This is a genomic window from Rubrobacter tropicus, from assembly GCF_011492945.1.
GTDB classification, from domain to species: domain Bacteria; phylum Actinomycetota; class Rubrobacteria; order Rubrobacterales; family Rubrobacteraceae; genus Rubrobacter_D; species Rubrobacter_D tropicus.
This window is the reverse complement of sequence record NZ_CP045119.1, coordinates 3828282-3846585: the sequence shown is the minus strand read 5'-3', so window position 1 is coordinate 3846585 and position 18304 is coordinate 3828282. Positions and strand designations below refer to the sequence as shown.

The following is an 18304-nucleotide window of genomic DNA, read 5'->3' as shown; positions in this document are numbered from 1 at the left end:
GGATGATCCCCATCGTATCCCTGACGCTCTTCGTCCCGCTCCTGGGGGCGATCTTGCTGGTGGCGCTGCCGGGCGCCTCCCCGCGGGTCGCGCACGCGATCGGTCTCGCCGCCGCCGGGCTCGCCCTCGCCGGCTCGGGGGTCATGTGGGCGCGCGGGGTGCCCTCGGGTCCGGGTTTCTCGCAGGTCGAGGAGGTCGCCTGGATCCCCTCCATAGGAGCCGCCTACCGGGTCGGCGTGGACGGCGTGAGCCTGCCGCTCGTGCTCCTCACGACCGTCCTGTTCGTGGTGTCCCTCGTCTTCTCGACGCAGATCACCGAGCGGGCCCGCTCCTACGTGGCCCTCTTCCTGATGCTGGAGACCGCCTCCATCGGGGTGTTTGTCGCGCTCGACGCGATCCTGTTCTACGTCTTCTTCGAGGTGACGCTCGTCGGGATGTACTTCATCATCGCCGATTGGGGATACGAGGGACGACGACGGGCGTCCCTGACGTTCTTCCTCTACACCCTGCTCGGGAGCCTGCCGCTCTTGCTCGCGATTCTGGGCCTCTATCTCGCTAGCGACCCCAATACCTTCGATATGCGGGAGTACATAGCGAGTCCTCCCCTGACGGGGCTCGCGGCGATGCTCGCCCTGATCGCCATGCTCGTCACCTTCTTCGTGAAGACCCCGGTCTTCCCGGTCCACACCTGGCTGCCGCTGGCCCACACCGAGGCCCCGACCGCGGGGAGCGTGATCCTGGCCGGCGTCTTGCTGAAACTCGGCACCTACGGCCTGGTCCGCTTCGCCCTCCAGATGACCCCGGACGCCTTCCGGGCCGCCGCCCCGGTCGTCGTGATCTTCGGCGTCTTTTCCGCCCTCTACGGCGCGTTCGTCGCCCTGGCCCAGACGGACCTCAAGCGCCTCGTCGCCTACACCAGCGTGAACCACATGGGCTACGTCGTAGTGGGCGTCGGCGTGGCCGCCGCTGCGACGGACGCGGGCGTCCGGGCGCTGGCGCTCGACGGGGCGGTCCTGCAGATGGTGAGCCACGGCGTCGTCACCGGCGTTCTCTTCCTGCTGGTCGGGGCTTTGCAGGACCGGACGCACACGCGCGAGATGGGGGAGTTCGGGGGGATATTGCGGGCGGCGCCCGTCCTCGGTTGGGGGTTTGTCCTGGCCGCGTTCGCGTCCCTGGGTCTTCCAGCATTGGCGCACTTCCCGGCGGAGTTCCAGATCTTCCTCGGCACGCTCCAGGTCTACCCGGTCGCGGTGGTGGTCGTGCTGGGGATCGTGGTAACGGCGGGCCTGTACCTGCTCGCTATAGTGAGGACCTTCCTGGGCACGATCTCCGGGAGGTGGTCCGGAATGAAGGACCTGAACGCGCGGGAGGTTCTGGCGATAGCCCCGTTGCTCGCGCTCACCGTCGTGCTGGGGGTCGTACCTTTCGTGGTGCTGGACGTGATCCACCGCGCGACGCAGGCGATGTTCCCGTGAACCCGGCGCTGGAGATAGGAGGGGCGCGTGGCGCGTGACCTGTCGCTTCTGGCTCCCGAGATCGTCGTTGTCCTGACCGCCGTCGGCGCCCTCTTCTTCGAGATGCTGCGCCTGCCGAGGGTGGCGTTGCCGCTCACCATCGTAGGTCTTCTCGTCGCCACCGGCCTGACCGTGCCGCTCCTTGGCACGGAGACGACGGTCTTTTCCGAGACGTTCCGCATAGACGCCCTCTCCGAGTGGGCCAAGCTGACGCTGCTTCCGGCCACCATCCTGAGCGTCGTCCTCGCGTACCCGGAGGTCAGGGACACCGAGCGGGAGGGGACGGTCTACGTGCTGTTCTCGTTGACGGCTCTCGGGGCGCTGGTGCTGGCCGGCGCGGGGGACGTGATGTTCCTGGTGCTGGGCGTGCTGCTTTCCAGCGTCGGCTCCTTCGCGCTGGTCGCCTACCCGGCAGACGACCGGGCCACGGAGGGGGCGATGAAGTTCTTCGTGTTCGGGTCGGTGACGCTGGCCGTGATGATCTTCGGGCTCACGTACTGGTTCGGAGCGGCGGGCTCCACCCTGCTGGTAGACCTGGACGGGCTCACGGCCATCCCGCTCGCCGCCACTTTCGGCCTCGTCGCGGTGCTCGTCGGCCTGGGCTACAAGGCCTCTCTCGTCCCGTTCCATTTCTGGGCGCCCGACGCCTACGAGGGAGCGCCGGTCTCGGTGGCCGCGTTCCTGTCCGTGGTTCCGAAGGTCGGCGCCATCTTCGCCGTGGCCCAGATCGCGCGCGACCTGCCGGCCGAGACGGGCTGGCCGCTCGCCGTCGCCGTCCTCTCCGTGATCTCTATGACCTACGGTAACCTGACGGCGCTCGTCCAGGAGAACGTGGTGAGGCTCCTGGCCTACTCCGCGATCGCGCAGTCGGGGTACTTTCTTCTCGGCGTCGTGGCCGTGGGGGAGAGCAGGCTCGCGGTGAGGTCGCTGGTCGTCTTCGCCGCCGCCTACGCGGCTATGAATATTGGTGCGTTCGCCATCGTCGCCCTGTCCGGGACCACCCTGAGGAATTTCGCCGGACTCGGGCGTGCCAGGCCGGCCGCTGGGGTTGCGATGGTGGTGTTCCTGATCTCGCTCGTCGGCATCCCTCCCCTGGGCGGCTTCGTCGGGAAATTCTTGCTCTTCGGCGCGGCCATCGAGGCCGGGTTTACCTGGCTGGCCGTGATAGGCATCCTCAACAGCGTCGTCTCGCTGGCGGTGTACCTGCGCATCGTGGTCCCTATGTACGGCCGGGCAAAAGAGACACCGGTCTCTCCACCGTCGGTCGCGGTGGTCTGGGTTGCGGCGCTAGCGTTCACGGTGGCCATAGGGGTTGCGGCCCAGGTGTTGCTGGGAAGCGTCGCTTGAGGCGCAGTAGCGAGCACCCGGCGGTCGATGAGAGAACCGCGGCATGCCCGTATCCCGGGCTGGCGTCCTTGCCAGGATAGACCTGGTTAACTGGTGGAGCTCGGCCCGTTCAGTGCTCTTTCGCAAGACCGGTTCGGGATGGCTCGGATCTTCCGTTGCCCCGTCGGACGGTCTCCGCGCCCGTGATGAGCGCGCTTAGCCATACGCCACCGGCGGCGTAGCCGGCGGCCACGTCGCTGAAGTAGTGGACGCCCAGGTACATCCTGGAGAAGCCGATCAGAAGCACGAGGAGCCCCGCCCCGAACACGACGGCTACCCGCGCACGCCAGGTTTTTAGGGCCAGAACCGCGAAGTAGGTAAGCATCCCGTAGACGACGAAGGACACCATCGCGTGCCCGCTGGGGAAAGAGTACGAAGTCTCCAGCAGCAACGGGTGTTCGAAGACGGGGCGGGGCCTGGCGAATAAAGACTTGAGGAGCTGGTCGAGCACCGCGCTGCCCCCAACCGCGGCAACCCAGATCCCAAAGAACAGCCAACGCCGCCTCCAGGCCAAGTACGCCGCGACAAGCGCCCCAAAGAGCGCCATCGTCTCGATGGAGCCCAGGGCGGTGAGCCCGAGGAAGAAGGTCGTGAGTGGCGGGTTCGCCAGGGAGTGCAGGTAGCCGGCTATCGCATGGTCGTAGCGGACGAGAGGATCTTTCGTCAGCAGGTCTTCGGCCAGCCCGCCGAACAGCCACAGGCACCCGCCGGCGAAGGACAGGCCGAGCGTGAGGTGCAACCCGAGGTACTGTCCCGGCGTCAGGCGACGCAGCAACCAGCGGAGCTGGGAGTCGTAGCGGACCCGCAGTCTGGCCACCCGAGGCCAGGATAGCACGACCTCGCCGTATGACACGAGTAGCGCCCGGTGGGCCGCAACCCAACGGTAGGCAAGATAGAAGCCCGCCACCGAGGCGACGACAAGGGCCAGCAGGAGCGTCGCTCTCCCCAGCCACCGCTCGACCACATCGAGGCTGCCGCCCAGGAGGTAGCCGACGAGGACCGCCGCCGAAGCCCAAACGATCCCACCCAGGGCGTTCCAGAAGGCGAAGGTCCGCCAGTGCATCCTGCTTATGCCGGCCACCAGCGCGCCGAACACTCGGAGGCCGGCGAAGAAGCGGGCCAAGAAGACGGCCTTGCCACCGTGGCTGGAGAAGAACGCCTCCGCACGGTCGAGGCGCTCGGGGGTGATCCGCACGTACCTGCCCCACCGCAGCACGAACGGTCTGCCCTTCTCCCTGCCCACCCAGTAGCCGATCTGGTCGCCGACCACGGCCCCAAGGACGCCGAACAGGATCGCGTCGCCCACGTCGAGGTGCCCCTGCTGCGCCAGCAGGCCGGAGGCCAGGAGAATGGTTTCGCCGGGCAGTGGCACGCCCGTGCTCTCCAGCATCACGCCGAAGAAGACGACCAGGTAGCCGTAGTGCTCGATGAGGGAGAGAACCCTGTCCATCGCCGCCAAGTTTATCGCCCGCGGTTCGTTACGATGCCACGTGCCTGGGATTGTGACGATCGTCGCGGTGCTAAATGCGGCGCGTTCGCAAGAGAACCTGCGGGTGACGGTACGGTCAACCTGCCTGGAGGTTCGGATCCGCCCAGGATTTCGCTCCACATCGTTTGTTGTCGCCAGGCGGTTTTCAGGAAGCATTCAGCTTCGCATCAGCGGGAGTTCAGGGCCGTGTGGTACGAGAATTGCAGACGAGAGATCGTTTATTCACCCTACGGCCAATCGCAGAGGAGGTGGAAGCAGGAGAAACAGTCTCCCGGCAGGGACTTTCGGAGACGAAGCAGATCCAGGCGAGAGTGAGGACAAGATGAGGAAGTTGATCGCGCTGGCGGCCGTTCTGGCGACGATGCTGGTGGCAGCATCTCCGGCGATGGCGAGTACGGGTACGGTCATGGCGGGCGCCGGTTCTGTGATGGCGCAGGCCGGTGGTGGCGAGGCGATGGCGCACGCCGGTTCGGTCCACGCCCACGCCGCCCCGGGCATGGCAATGGTGCATTTCGGCCCACACCACCACATGTAGCGGTGAGTTACCGGAGGATGCGAAGCCTCATCGGGCCCGCATCCTCCTTTCGAGATCTCCGCCGGAGATCTCTTCTCCAGGTAGCGTCTTGGCCTTCCACTCCGCCGCGTTTTCTGAGCCCGACACGGAGTCCGGTCTGCGGTCCGCCCAGAGATAATACTCAGGAAAAACTAAGCCACAAATCAGAAAACATTAAGGATGCTCTGGTACTCCTACGTCCAGGATGGCCCTCGCGCCGGCCGCGGGCCAAAGGAGGCAAGATATGGCCCAGGACAGCGAGATTGCGCGTGGCGACGGTACCGCGAGGAGCGCCAGAACCTTCACGGGCGCGGGGCAGAGGGGGACGAGGCCAGGGAGGCTGTGGGGTTGGATCGAGAGCCGCACGGGCATCCGGGCTCTCGCATACGCGGTACCGGAGCACGCCAACACGATCTGGTACATCCTCGGCGGCATCACCTTCATGGCGATTCTCATCTCGGTCGCCTCGGGCGTCTGGATCGCCCAGTACTACAACCCGGACCCGGCCGCAGCGAGGGAGAGCGTGCTCTTTATCCAGAACGAGGCGCTTCTGGGCGACGTCATGCGCGGCATACACATCTGGTCGGCTTACATAGCGGTCATCGGTGCCGTGTTGCACATGGTCCGGGTCTTCATCACCGCCTCCTACAAGGCCCCGCGCGAGGTCAACTGGTTGGTCGGGGTGGGTCTGCTGGGCCTGATCATGTTCGGCGCCTTCTTTACTGGGACGGTCTTGCGCTGGGACCAGGAGGCCTACGAGGCGATGGTCCACAACATGGAGCTGGCGAGCCTGCTCGGAGCCTTCGGGGGGTTCTTCTCGGACGCCTTCACGACGAGCGTCTCCATGCTGCCGCGCCTGTACATCGCGCACGTCAGCATCGTCCCGCTGCTCTTGGTGTTCTTGCTTATCGCCCACATCTTCCTGATCAAGTACCACGGCATCTCCCCGACCCCGGCCCAGGAAGAGGCCGGCGAGGCGCCCGGCGGGAAGCTGCCCAAAGAGAGGCAGACCGCCAGCTACGCGACCCACGCGCGGAAGATGCTCGGCTACGGGCTGGTCGTCCTGGGTCTCGCCGGAACCTTGGCGGTGCTCTTGCCGGGCGCCATCGGCGCGGCCCCCGATCCCGCGATGGAGATCACCAAGCCGTCGCCGATCTACTACTGGATGTACACCCCCGAGGCGTGGTTCGGCGTCAACGGCGTCCTGTACGCCGCGATCGTCTTCTTCGGGCTCCTCGTGCTCGTGCCGTTCTTGGACCGAACGCCGCTCCGTCGCCTGCGACGGAGGCCGCTTATGCTGGGCCTCGGGGGCGTGCTGGTCGTCGCTTTGACGGTCCTGACGATCATCACCGCCGTGACCCCGGTCGTGTCGCATCTGGAGTAGAGGAGACCATGGGAGCGGACTTCCGAAAGAGAGGTAGGACATGAAGATCCGAATCTTGATGGGGGGCTTGCTGGCGCTGATGATGCTCGCGTTGGCGCCGGGCCTCGCGTTGGCCGACGGCGTGAAGGGCGTCACGGTCTCGCCGCTCTCACCGCGGCCGGACGAGCCCATAACCGTCAACGGCGAGTTGCTCGGCCCGAACAGCGAGGTGGAGGTCTTGGTCATCGGCAACGGCGAGACCGTGGACCTGGGAGAGGTGAAAGCCGACGCGGAGGGGGATTTCACGCAGGAATTTCGGCTTCCGGCGGATCTCGAGCCGGGCAACTACAAAGTAAAGGCGACCGGTAAAGAGAGCGCGACGACCCAGATCTCGGTCTCCGGAGCTCCCGGGTCCGAAGCAGGCGGCGCGATGGGCGCGGAGCCGGTGATCGAGGCTCGTCCGCTGGGCCAGAGCATCGGCCTCGTGGCGCTCTTCGGCGTGCTGGCGGCCCTGGGCCTCTTCTTCGCACACCTGCCCGTTCGCCACCAGAAGGCGTAGGAGCACGGCTGGACGCTCTTATTTGCCCCTCGACCGCATTGGGAGGGAACTATGCCGATGTCTAAGCGGGCCTCGATCGTCTTGCTCGCGGTGGCGGGGGTGACCATCCTTTACCGCAGACGATTGCGGGCTTCTCTGGGCCGGGCCTCCGCCAACGTCCGGGACTTCGATTTGCCGAGTGTCGGTCTCTACGACGCGCTGATCGGGGCGGTCCTGGAGCCGTTCTACGAGCGCGTTGCCGGGGAGGTTGTCGTTGCCGATGCGCCAGGCGGAAAGATCCTCGAAGTGGGTAGCGGTCCCGGGCGACTCGCGGTGGGGGGCTTGGGGCGGAGGGCGGACCGCCTCGTGGTGATCGGTGTAGACATCTCCCCCGGGATGGTCGAGCGCGCCGCGCTGCGGGCGGAGGAGGCGGGCCTTGCAGAACGGGTGCGTTTCGTGACCGGCGACGTCGGCGCTTTGCCCTTTCCCGATGCCTCGTTCGACGGTGTGGTGAGCACGCTCTCCCTGCACCACTGGCCTGACGCCGCGCGCGGGCTTGCCGAGATCCACCGGGTCCTCAAGCCCGGCGCGGAGGCCCGGATCTACGACCTCGCCGGCTGGCTGTGGCCCCCGGCCCGCGGACGGCAGCGGCTCCTGGATCTGGCCGGGGAGAGCCCGTTCGGCGGGGGTACGGTAGAGGAGGTCCGCTGGCCGGGCAGCCTGCCGTCCTTCTCCGTCCTGCGCCTGCGCCGCGGCTGATGGGTCGGCCCGCCACGACGGGCCCTCAGTTACCGATCAGCCAGAACTCAGCCGGCCATCAGGTTCCACGGGTAAAGTCCTGTCCTGTGCGACGTGAGGGCTATCGAGAAGCGAGCACGGGGAGAACAGGAGGCGGGCCTCCGGGTGGTGCCGCGCTAAGTGCTTTCGGGGCACTACCGTGAGAGAGCCGGCCCGAGCTCTATCGGGCGGAAGCACCTTGCAGACGGACTAGGGAGGTAACGGTGCTCGAGACCGTGGACGTTGGGAGGCAGTACGTAAACCTCTACGAATCGAGCGCAGGGGCTGAGGCCGTGGCGCAACTGAGGGAGCTGGCGGAGCCCCTGCGCGGGGCGCGGGTGCTCCACCTCAACGCGACGCCCTACGGCGGCGGGGTGGCCGAGATCCTGCGCTCCGAGATACCGCTTTTGAGGGATCTCGGGATCGTGGCGGATTGGAGATTAATCACCGGAGACGAACCCTTCTTCTCCGTGACGAAGGCCATGCACAACGGTTTGCAGGGGGCCGAACGCGAGTTGACACCGGCCGAGCGGGAGACTTACCTGACCTACTCAGCCCGCAACGCCTCCCTCCTGGAGGAGGAGTACGACCTGATCGTCGTCCACGACCCGCAGCCTCTCGCGCTCCTGAAGTTGCGGGGCAAGGGCAGCTCGCGCTGGGTCTGGCGCTGTCACATAGACACCGCCGAGCCCAACCCGCAGGTCTGGGGCTTCTTGCGGCAGTACCTCGAGGGCTACGACGCGGCCGTTTTCACCCTGGGGAGCTTCGCGCCGCCCGACGTGCCGGTGGGGAGGGTGGAGATCGTACCTCCGGCCATAGACCCGGAGAGCCCCAAGAACATGAGGCTCGACCGTAGGACCGCGCAGAACGTGCTGGCCTGGATCGGGGTTGACACGGCCAGACCCCTCGTCACCCAGGTCTCGCGCTTCGACCCCTGGAAGGACCCCCTTGGCGTCATGGAAGCGTACCGGCTCGTCCGGGAGGAGGTGCCCGACCTGCAACTGGCCCTCGTCGGCTCGATGGCGCTCGACGATCCTGAGGGGTGGGAGATCTACCGCCGGATCCAGGCCGCCTCAAAGTCCGATCTCCACATCCACCTCTTTACCAACCTCACCGGGGTGGGCAACGTGGAGGTCAACGCCTTCCAACGCCTCTCCGACGTGGTGATACAGAAGTCGATCCGCGAGGGCTTCGGCCTGGTCGTCTCCGAGGCGCTGTGGAAGGAGACGCCCGTGGTGGCCGGCCGGGCCGGGGGCATCCCGCTGCAGATGCAGGGCGGGGCCGGCGGTTTCCTCGTTGACTCCGTCGAGGAGTGCGCCGCGAAGACCCTGCGCCTGCTCAAAGATCCAGAGGAAGGAGCGGAGCTTGCCGGGATGGGTCGGGAGCTCGTGCGCGGGCGGTTCCTGCTTACACGCCTGATCGCCGACGAGCTCAGGCTCTATGGGGCCTTACTCGGGGCGCGGCAACCGGACGTGGCGGTCGCCCAGGCGGGTCTCGGCAGGGAGGATAGGGACCCGGTCTGCGGGATGCTGCTCGGACCGACACCGGCGTTCGGGTACGAGTACCGCGGGCACCGCTACGACTTTTGCTCTGAGTCCTGCCGGGGTCAGTTCGAGGCTTCACCGGAATACTTTCTTCGGGCCGTCGCGGGGTCATGAGGGTCCTCACTATCAACTGCGGAAGCTCGACGTTGAAGTTCGGGCTCTTCGAGTCGGAGGGCGAGCGGTTTCTGGTCCGCGGGGCCGTGGACAGGATCGGGGGTTCCGGCGGAAACGTCGAGATCTACAGCGAGAGGGGCGAGAAGACGGTACGGCCCGCCTCGGCGGGCGATCACATCTGGGCTGCGCTCCTGGTGATGCGACAGCTCGACCGCTGCGGCCTGTTGGACGGCGTCGGGGCCGTCGGCCACCGGATCGTCCACGGCGGGGCGCGCTTCTCCGGGCCGGCGCTCCTGGATCCCGCGGCGCTAAAAGGGATCGAAGCCCTGGGAAAGCTCGCGCCCCTGCACAACAGACCCGCCCTCGCCGCGATTCGGGCCGTTCGTGAAGCCCTCGGGCCGGAGATACCGCAGGTGGCCGCCTTCGACACCGCCTTTCACCGGACCATGCCCCACGTCGCCCGGCTCTTCGCCCTCCCGCGCCGCTTCGCGGACGAAGGCGTTGTCCGCTACGGGTTCCACGGTCTCTCCTACGAGTACGTGGTGGGCGAGCTGCGCCGCCTGGACCCGGAGGCGGCGGCCGGGCGCGTCGTCATAGCACACCTCGGGAACGGGGCGAGCATGGCCGCGGTAAGAGAAGGCGTGGGCGTGGACACGACGATGGGTTTCACCCCCTCGGGCGGGCTCGTGATGGGCACCAGGCCCGGCGACCTCGACCCCGGTGTGATCCTCCACCTGCTACGGTCGATGGACCCCGGCGCCCTGCGCGAACTCGTCAACCGGGAGTCGGGGCTCCTCGGGGTCTCGGGGACCAGCGCGGACATGCGCGACCTGCTGGAGCGCGTGGCGGAAGACCCGCGCGCCGCCGAGGCCGTCGCCCTCTTCTGCTACGCGGCGAAGAAGTCCCTGGGCTCTTTAGCAGCCGCGCTCGGCGGGCTGGACACGCTCGTCTTCACCGGCGGCATCGGGGAGCACGCGTCGGCCGTGCGGTGGCGCATCTGCGAGGGGCTGGAGTTCCTCGGTATCCGGCTAGACCCGGAGCGCAACGCGCAGAACGCGCCCGTCGTCTCCCGCGACGGCGAACCGGTGGCCGTTCACGTGATCCCCGCCGACGAGGACCTGACGATCGCCCGCCACACCTACAAACTCGCAAGGTTCACGTCACAGGAAGGAGCGTAGTATGAAGGAGAGCCCCGCGTACCGTTTCGACCCCAATATCTCCAGCGCGGTCGAGAGCGACGGCGGCCCACCGCCCCGTTTACGGGAAACGCCGGTGGAAGGGCCACTCTCGCCGGAGCTGTTGGAAAAAATAGACCGCTACTGGCTGGCCGCCAACTACCTGACGGTCGGCCAGATCTACCTGAAGGACAACCCACTCCTGCGCGACCCCCTGGACCCTTCGCACATCAAGCCGCGCCTGCTCGGCCACTGGGGCACCTCCCCAGGCCTGAGCCTCGTCTACGTGCATCTGAACCGCCTCATACGGGAGCGCGACGTGGACGCCATCTACCTGGCCGGCCCAGGCCACGGGGGCCCGGCCGTCCTGGCCAACGTCTACCTCGAAGGAACATACTCCGAGGTTTACCCGGAGGTCTCCGGGGACGCGGCCGGGATGCAAAGGCTTTTTCGCCAGTTCTCCACGCCCGGGGGCGTGCCGAGCCACGTCAGCGTGCCCACTCCCGGCTCGATCCACGAGGGCGGCGAGCTGGGCTACGTGCTCTCCCATGCCTTCGGCGCCGCCTTCGACAACCCGGACCTCCTCGTCGCCGCGGTGGTCGGAGACGGCGAGGCCGAGACCGCCCCTCTGGAGGGTTCCTGGAAGTCCACGAGCTTCCTCAACCCGGCGCGTGATGGGGCGGTGTTACCGATACTGCACCTGAACGGCTACAAGATCTCGGGCCCCACCGTGCTGGGCCGCGCATCGAACGACGAGGTCCGCGCCATCCTCAGGGGACACGGCTACTGGGTCCACTTCGTCGAGGGGGACGACCCGGCTCGCGTGCACCAAGCCTTCGCTGCCACTCTCGACCGGTGCTACGAGGAGATCCGGGCTATCCAGCGTCAGGCACGCGAGAATGGCATCTCGGAACGCCCGCGATGGCCGGCCATCGTGCTCCGCACCCCCAAGGGCTGGACCGGCCCAGGCGAGGTGAGCGGCTTGCCGGCCACCGGTACCTTCCGCTCCCACCAGGTGCCGCTCTCCAGGGTGAGGTCAGACCCGGACCAGCTCGCGCGGCTCGAAGAATGGATGCGCTCCTACCACCCCGAGGAACTGTTCGACGAAGAGGGACGTCTGATTCCCGAGCTTGTCGCGCTCGCCCCGGAGGGGGATAGGCGCATGGGCGCGAACCCTCACGCCAACGGCGGTCGGGTGCTAAAGGATCTCGAAGTTCCCGACTTCCGCGACTACGCCGTCGGGGTACCGGCGCCAGCCACGATGCGCCAGGAGTCCACACGCAAGCTTGGGGATCTCTTGCGCGACACCTTCACGCTCAACGCCGCGCGGCGGAACTTCCGGCTCTTCTGCCCGGACGAGACCAACTCCAACCGCCTCGGCGCCGTCTTCGAGGTCGAGGACCGCTGCTTTGTTGGGCCGACGATCCGGATAGACGACCACGTTTCGCCGGACGGGAGGGTCTTGGAGGTCTTGAGCGAGCACCTGTGCGAGGGGTGGCTGGAAGGCTACCTGCTGACCGGACGACACGGCCTGTTCGCCACCTATGAGGCCTTCGCGATGATCCCCGCCTCGATGGTGGTCCAGCACACCAAGTGGCTGGAGGAGGCGGTCCACCTGCCCTGGCGGGAGCCGATCTCCTCGCTCAACATCCTCCTGACCTCCACGGCCTGGCGCAACGACCACAACGGCTTCTCCCACCAGGGGCCTGGCCTCATAGACGTGATGCTCTCCAAGAGGGGCACCGTCGCGCGCATCTACCTGCCCCCAGACGCCAACACCCTGCTCTCGGTCGCGGATCACTGCCTTCGCAGCCGCGACTACGTGAACCTGATCGTCATAGACAAGCAACCCCAGCTTCAGTGGCTCGACATGGACGCGGCCATCGAACACGCCACGCGTGGTGTCTCGATCTGGGAGTGGGCGTCCAACGTGCCCGATGGCGAGGAGCCCGACGTCGTGCTGGGATGCGCCGGGGACATCCCCACTTTGGAGACCGTCGCGGCGGCCCACTGGCTGCGCGAGCACGCCCCCGAACTCAAGGTGCGGGTCGTCAACGTCGTGGACCTCATGACGCTCTTCCCGCGCGAGTTCCACCCGCACGGCATGAGTGAGTCACGCTTCGTAGAGCTGTTTACGCCCGACAAGCAGGTAGTCTTCGCGTTCCACGGCTACCAGAGGGCGATACACGAGATCGTGCACGGCCACGTCGACGTGGACCGCTTCCACGTTCGCGGCTTCAACGAGCAGGGCACCACCACGACGCCGTTCGATATGGTCGTTCTCAACAAGATGAGCCGTTACCACCTTGCGATGGACGCCCTCAAATGCGTCGGGCCTGGGTGCCGGGCGCACTCGTGCGCCTCGACTCTGACCTCCGAGCTTGAGTCTCTGATCTCCAGAGTTACGGCCTACTCGCGCGAGCACCTGGAGGACCCGCCGGAGATACGCGACTGGGTCTGGACGCCGTGAACCCCGCTCCCTCAGCCAACACTCAGCCTTCGCTCAGTCTTCCATCAGCGCGTCCTCCTATGCTTCCGCAGTAACGGGACGTGACGCGGGATGACTTGGCGCGGACGGCCGCGTAGGAACCGGGTGCCAAACACCCCAGCAGAAGGGAAGCGGTCCGAAAATGATAGACAGCCACCAAGAGACCAAAGCCTATCTCGTAGGCGCCGGCATCGGCTCTCTGGCCGCCGCCGTGTTCTTGATTCGCGACGGCGGTTTGAAGGGCGAGAACGTCCATATTCTGGAGGAACTGCCGATCGCGGGCGGCTCGCTCGACGGCACCACTTTGCCCAACGTGCCCGACGGCGGGTACGTGACGCGCGGTGGACGCATGCTCACGGAAGAGGCCTACGTCTGCCTCTGGAACCTGCTAGAGACCATTCCTTCGCTCGAGGATCCTTCCACGTCGGTCAAGGACGAGACATGGAAGTTCAACGCGAAGTGGAAGTCGAACTCCAAAGCGCGGCTGATCGACGAGAATCACGCCATCGTCGATGCGTCGGACCTGCAACTGAATGCCCGTGACCGCGCCGAATTCGCCCGGCTACTCGCGACGCCCGAGCGTGTGATCGGCGCCCGGCGCATCGAGGACTTCTTCTCCGACCACTTCTTCCGGACGAACTTCTGGTACATGTGGCGGACCACGTTCGCGTTCCAGAACTGGCACAGTGCCATCGAACTGAAACGCTATAGCCTCCGCTTCATTCAGGAACTCCCACGGTTCCATACCCTCGGCGGCGTGCGACGGACCAAGTACAACCAGTACGACTCGGTGGTTCGCCCGATCGAGCGGTGGCTCGCGGAACGCGGCGCGAAGGTCGAGTACGGAGTCCGGGTCGAGGACGCCGACTTCGGAACGGACGGGCACGGGGAGCGGCGCCTGGAGCGTCTGCACGTCACGCGGGACGCACGACACGACACGATCGAGCTGGGCGCCGACGGTTACGCGTTCCTGACGCTGGGCTCGATGACGGCCGACGCGACCTACGGCGACGGCGACAGCGTGCCGGAGTTGATCCGGGACAAGCGGGACGGCGGCTGGCGGCTCTGGGAGGCGATCGCGCCGAAGGCGCCCGACTTCGGCCGGCCGAACGTCTTCAACGGGAACGTCGACGAGGCCAAATGGGAATCGTTCACGCTGACCATGCACAGCCCTCTCCTGCTGCACCGGATCGTGGAGTTCTCAGGCAACCTACCCGGCACTGGCGGTCTGATGACCTTCAAGGACTCTAGCTGGCTCATGTCGATCGTCGTTCCGCACCAGCCCCACTTCGCCGGACAGCCCGAGGACGTCTTCACCCTGTGGGGATACGCGTTGTTCATCGACAACGAGGGAGACTACGTCAAGAAGAAGTTCTCCGAGGCCACCGGACAGGAGATCCTCACCGAGTTGGTCCATCAGCTCGGGTTCGAGGACGCACTGGAGGAGATCCGCCGCACGACCTCCGTGGTTACGGTCATGATGCCCTACATCACCAGCCAGTTCGAGAGGCGACAACCCGAGGATCGCCCGCAGGTCGTTCCGAAAGGCTCAAGGAATTTCGCCTTCCTCGGACAGTACGCCGAGGTGCCCGAGGACGTCGTGTTCACCGTGGAGTACTCGGTGCGCGGCGCCATGCACGGCGTGTACGGATTGCTCAGCATAGATAAGGAGATCCCCGGAATCTATCACGGGCTGCTGGATCCGAAGGTGGCGCTGCCTGTATTGAAGACATCGTTCGGTTGATCGAAGCGATGCCTCGCCACGGGCAGCCACCTATCGGCGGTCTTCCCTCCGGGAAGCTGACGTTGTCCACCGAACAGAAAGGGGCACGGATTATGGCGCAAGAGAACTCGACTCGGACAACTTCAAACGGCGGCAGGGTCGGCGGCAACCCGTCACCCCGAAGCGGAGATGTGTTGGGCGGCGGGTCTTTCAAGATAGGGCGGGCTTTCGGCATAGACGTCAGGGTTCACTGGACCTTCCTGTTCCTATTGGTCTTCTTCGCCGGCTACGGCTACGTGCAGGGAGGGAATTTGACCGGAGCGGTCCTGATGACCGGGCTTATCCTGGCGCTCTTCGCCTTCGTGCTGCTCCACGAGTACGGACACTCGCTCGTCGCCCAACGGCTCGGCACCGAGATCCTGGACATAACCCTCCTGCCGATAGGCGGCCTGGCCCGGATGAAGTCCCTCCCCGAGAGGCCCGCCGACGAGGTGAAGATAGCCCTCGCCGGCCCTCTGGTCAACGTGGTCCTGGCGCTCGCGTTGGGCGCCATAGCCTACCTGGGCTTCGGGAGCGCCCCCCTCCAGATGGTAGACATCCACGCGCCCGGCCTCACCGGGGGCGCCGTCTTCGCCTACCTGGCCCTGCTCAATGCCGTCCTCGCCGTCTTCAATCTCGTACCGGCCTTCCCGATGGATGGGGGCAGGGTCCTGAGGGGCCTGCTCGCCGCCAGGATGGGAGCGGTACGGGCAACGGAGGCCGCGGCGGCGGTTGGGAAGGCCTTCGCCTTCCTGTTTTTCTTCTACGGTCTCTTGAGTGGCAACTTCGTCCTAGTCCTGGTGGCCGTCTTCATCTTCTTCGGGGCCGGCGGCGAGACGCAGATGGTCCGCCAGCGGGAGACGATGCGCGGCCTCTCCGTAGCGGACGTGATGGGCACGAGGGGCCGCACGGAGACCGTAACCCCCTACCACACCTTCGGACAGGTCCTGGACATGGTGATCCACGGCTACCAGGAGGACTTCCCGGTGGTCGACGAGGAGGACCGTCTGGTCGGGATGCTCACCCGCCGGGAGATCCTCGCCGCGGCCCACTCTCCGGAGCGCTACGCGACGGTCCGCGACCTGATGAGGACTGAGTTCCCGACCGTCTCGCCCACGGCCGACCTCTTCGAGGAAGGACAGAATCTCCTTTTGGAAAGCGGGCTGCGCGGCATCCCAGTCGTCGAGGGGGGCGAGTTGTTGGGCGTGTTTACCGTGGAGGATATCGGCCAGGCCGGACTCGCCAGAGCGGCTGCCGGAGGAGCGAGGGGCAAGAATAGGGTCCATGCCGGTTAGAAGGTCTGGGGCAGGGATGTCAATCGAAACAGAAAGGGGCGTGCAAAGATGACGCAGACAGCGCGGGTGGCAATCAATGGCTACGGGGTGATCGGCAAGCGGGTCGCCGACGCTGTCGCCTTGCAAGACGACATGGAACTGGTAGGCGTCGCCGATGTGATGCACGACTACCGCATCCGGGTGGCCGTCGAGCGCGGCTACCCAGTCCACGCCTCTACCCCCGAAAGCCGGGCCGAGATGGAGGCCGCCCGAATCCCGGTCGCCGGCACTCTCGACGACCTGCTCTCGCGGGCTGACGTGGTCGTGGACTGCACGCCGAAGAAGGTGGGCGTCCAGAACCGGCCGCGCTACGCGGAGGCGGGGGTGAAGTCGATCTGGCAGGGGGGCGAGAAGCACGAGGTGGCCGGCTACTCCTTCGTGGCGCAGGTCAACTACGAGGGCGCCGTCGGGCGCGACTCGGCCCGCGTGGTCTCCTGCAACACCACGGCCCTGAGCCGCATCAGCCACGCCCTGCACCGCCACGGCTGGGTGAAGAGGGTGCGTGCCGTGCTCCTGAGGCGCGGCACCGACCCCTGGGAGTCGCACGAGAACGGCATGATCAACACGGTCATCCCCGAAACCAAGGTCCCGAGCCACCAGGGGCCCGACGCCCGAACGGTCCTCCCGGACCTGGATATCACCACCGTCGCGGGCGCGGGCCCTTACAACCTGAGCCACATCCACTTCGCCATGATCGAGACCACCAGGCCGGTGAGCCTCGACGAGCTGCGCGACGCCCTCTGGGACGCGCCACGCGTGGCCTTCGTGCGCGCGACCGACGGGGTCGTGGCGCTCAATTCCGTGATCGAGCTGATGCGCGACCTGGACCGCCCGCGCGGGGACATGTGGGAGGTGGCGGTGTGGGAAGACGCCCTGGCCGCCGACGAGCGCGAGGTCTACCTGACCTTCCAAGTACATAACGAGGCCATCGTAGTGCCGGAGACCATCGATTGTGTCCGGGCCTTGACCGGGATCGAGCCCGACGGGGCGGCCTCCATCGAGAAGACCGACGCGGCGATGGGGATCGCCAAGGCCTTCCTGCCGGCGACCACGCAGCCGGTCGAGCACCTGGCCGGCGCGGAGGTCGGACATCCCGGCATGGGCGCGGTGCGGGCGGCGCACGTGGGGTTCAGGGAGACCGGCTTCAAGGGTTCCGAGGAGCCGACCGACCCGTGGTCAGTGTAACGGTGGGGAGTTGAAACGCGCCGGAGACGAACATCCCACCCGGGTAGCCATCGTCGGCGCCGGCAGCGTGGGCGCCACCTTCGCCTACACGCTGCTCCTGAGCGGGCTGGCGGCGGAGATCGTGCTGGTGGACAGCAACCGGACCAGGGCCGAGGGAGAGGCCATGGACCTGGGCCACGCGGTCCCCTTCGGGCCCCCCGCCCACGTCTGGGCCGGCGACTACGAAGATTGTGCCGGGGCGGTGGTGACCGTAGTCGCCGCCGGGGCGGCGCAGAAGCCGGGCGAGACGAGGCTAGAGCTCGCCGGGCGGAACGCGGCGATCATCCAGGAGGTGGCGGCTTCGGTGGCCCGCGTCAACCCGAACGGCATTCTGCTCGTGGCCACCAACCCGGTGGACTTGCTGACCTACGCTGCCTGGAAGAGCTCGGGGCTGCCGGCGCGGCGGGTCATCGGTTCGGGCACCGTCCTCGACACGGCCCGCTTTCGCTACCTGCTGGGCCGGCATTTCGGCGTGGATCCCCGCAGCGTCCACGCGTTCGTCGTGGGGGAGCACGGCGACAGCGAGGTGCCGGTGTGGTCGCTGGCCAACATAGCCGGCATGCGCCTGCCAGCCTTCTGCGCCGCCCAGGGGCTGGCCCACGATACCTCGGAACTGGACGACATCTTCCGGCGGACGCGCGAGGCCGCTTACGCCATCATAGAACGCAAGGGCGCCACCTACTACGCGGTGGCCGCCGGGTTGGTGCGCATCGTCGAGGCCATCCTCCGGGACCAGCGCACCGTGCTCTCTGTCTCCAGCCTCATCGACGGCTACTACGGCGTCGACGACGTTTGCCTGAGCCTGCCCACAGTGGTGAGCCGGGAGGGCGTGGAGCGGGTACTCAGGCCGGATCTCGACCCGGAGGAGATAGAGGGCCTGCGCCGGTCGGCCGCCGTACTGAAAGAGGCGCTGGCCGGGCTGGAGCCGGAGGGGGCGTGAAGAGGGGTTTTGCGCATGGGCGAGCACGATCGGACGAGGACGACCTCTCATGCCGGGGACCGGGAGACGGTCCCCGGGAAGGCCGAGAATTCGACCGGGACGG

The 18304-nt window shown here is 66.8% G+C and carries 14 protein-coding genes; 13 read left to right on the top strand and 1 reads right to left on the bottom strand.

The genetic code is table 11. The features are described 5' to 3' along the window. The first annotated feature begins 2 nt into the window (after positions 1-2). Together GBA63_RS19140 and GBA63_RS19135 are read left to right on the top strand one after the other, a co-directional pair. Positions 3-1475 carry a complex I subunit 4 family protein gene (locus GBA63_RS19140; protein WP_166178699.1) on the top strand — a complete coding sequence of 491 codons (1473 nt, stop codon included), beginning with the start codon at positions 3-5 and terminating at the stop codon, positions 1473-1475. Between the two features lie 27 nt (positions 1476-1502). Beyond that, positions 1503-2861: an NADH-quinone oxidoreductase subunit N gene (locus GBA63_RS19135; RefSeq protein ID WP_166178697.1), complete on the top strand. Its 1359-nt coding sequence runs from the start codon at positions 1503-1505 to the stop codon at positions 2859-2861. Positions 2862-2970: 109 nt separating this feature from the next. Here the strand turns inward: GBA63_RS19135 and GBA63_RS19130 are convergent, their stop codons facing one another. Continuing rightward, entirely contained in the window at positions 2971-4350 is a 1380-nt protein-coding gene (locus GBA63_RS19130) for a bifunctional DedA family/phosphatase PAP2 family protein (RefSeq protein WP_228282624.1), read from the bottom strand. 361 nt (positions 4351-4711) lie between these two features. Between GBA63_RS19130 and GBA63_RS19125 the strand changes: the two genes are divergently transcribed. The 11 genes from GBA63_RS19125 (at position 4712) to GBA63_RS19075 (ending at position 18201) form a co-directional block, all read left to right on the top strand. Continuing rightward, on the top strand, positions 4712-4924 hold the full coding sequence (locus tag GBA63_RS19125; protein WP_166178693.1) for a hypothetical protein: 213 nt from the start codon (positions 4712-4714) through the stop codon (positions 4922-4924). Positions 4925-5186: 262 nt separating this feature from the next. Beyond that, positions 5187-6326: a cytochrome b N-terminal domain-containing protein gene (locus tag GBA63_RS19120; protein ID WP_166178691.1), complete on the top strand. Its 1140-nt coding sequence runs from the start codon at positions 5187-5189 to the stop codon at positions 6324-6326. Positions 6327-6366: 40 nt separating this feature from the next. Further along, positions 6367-6864, top strand: coding sequence for a hypothetical protein (locus tag GBA63_RS19115; protein WP_166178689.1), 498 nt, complete (start codon positions 6367-6369; stop codon positions 6862-6864). A gap of 51 nt (positions 6865-6915) precedes the next feature. Next, positions 6916-7602 (top strand): class I SAM-dependent methyltransferase, encoded by a 687-nt coding sequence (locus tag GBA63_RS19110; protein WP_166178687.1) that lies wholly within the window; start codon positions 6916-6918, stop codon positions 7600-7602. 242 nt (positions 7603-7844) lie between these two features. Further along, a complete protein-coding gene (locus GBA63_RS19105; RefSeq protein ID WP_166178685.1) occupies positions 7845-9278 on the top strand; it encodes a glycosyltransferase in 1434 nt (477 codons plus the stop codon). After that, positions 9275-10456, top strand: coding sequence for an acetate/propionate family kinase (locus GBA63_RS19100; RefSeq protein WP_166178683.1), 1182 nt, complete (start codon positions 9275-9277; stop codon positions 10454-10456). The genes GBA63_RS19105 and GBA63_RS19100 overlap by 4 nt, the downstream gene beginning before the upstream one ends. Before the next feature lies 1 nt (position 10457). Beyond that, on the top strand, positions 10458-12923 hold the full coding sequence (locus tag GBA63_RS19095) for a phosphoketolase family protein (protein WP_166178681.1): 2466 nt from the start codon (positions 10458-10460) through the stop codon (positions 12921-12923). A 160-nt stretch (positions 12924-13083) separates the two neighbouring features. Further along, entirely contained in the window at positions 13084-14685 is a 1602-nt protein-coding gene (locus GBA63_RS19090) for an oleate hydratase (protein WP_166178679.1), read from the top strand. Between the two features lie 173 nt (positions 14686-14858). Further along, complete coding sequence (locus GBA63_RS19085; protein WP_166178677.1) at positions 14859-15998, top strand: site-2 protease family protein; 1140 nt, start codon at positions 14859-14861, stop codon at positions 15996-15998. 48 nt (positions 15999-16046) lie between these two features. Next, a complete protein-coding gene (locus GBA63_RS19080) occupies positions 16047-17222 on the top strand; it encodes a type II glyceraldehyde-3-phosphate dehydrogenase (RefSeq protein WP_166178675.1) in 1176 nt (391 codons plus the stop codon). 10 nt (positions 17223-17232) lie between these two features. Beyond that, complete coding sequence (locus GBA63_RS19075; RefSeq protein WP_166178673.1) at positions 17233-18201, top strand: L-lactate dehydrogenase; 969 nt, start codon at positions 17233-17235, stop codon at positions 18199-18201. Positions 18202-18304 lie beyond the last annotated feature (103 nt).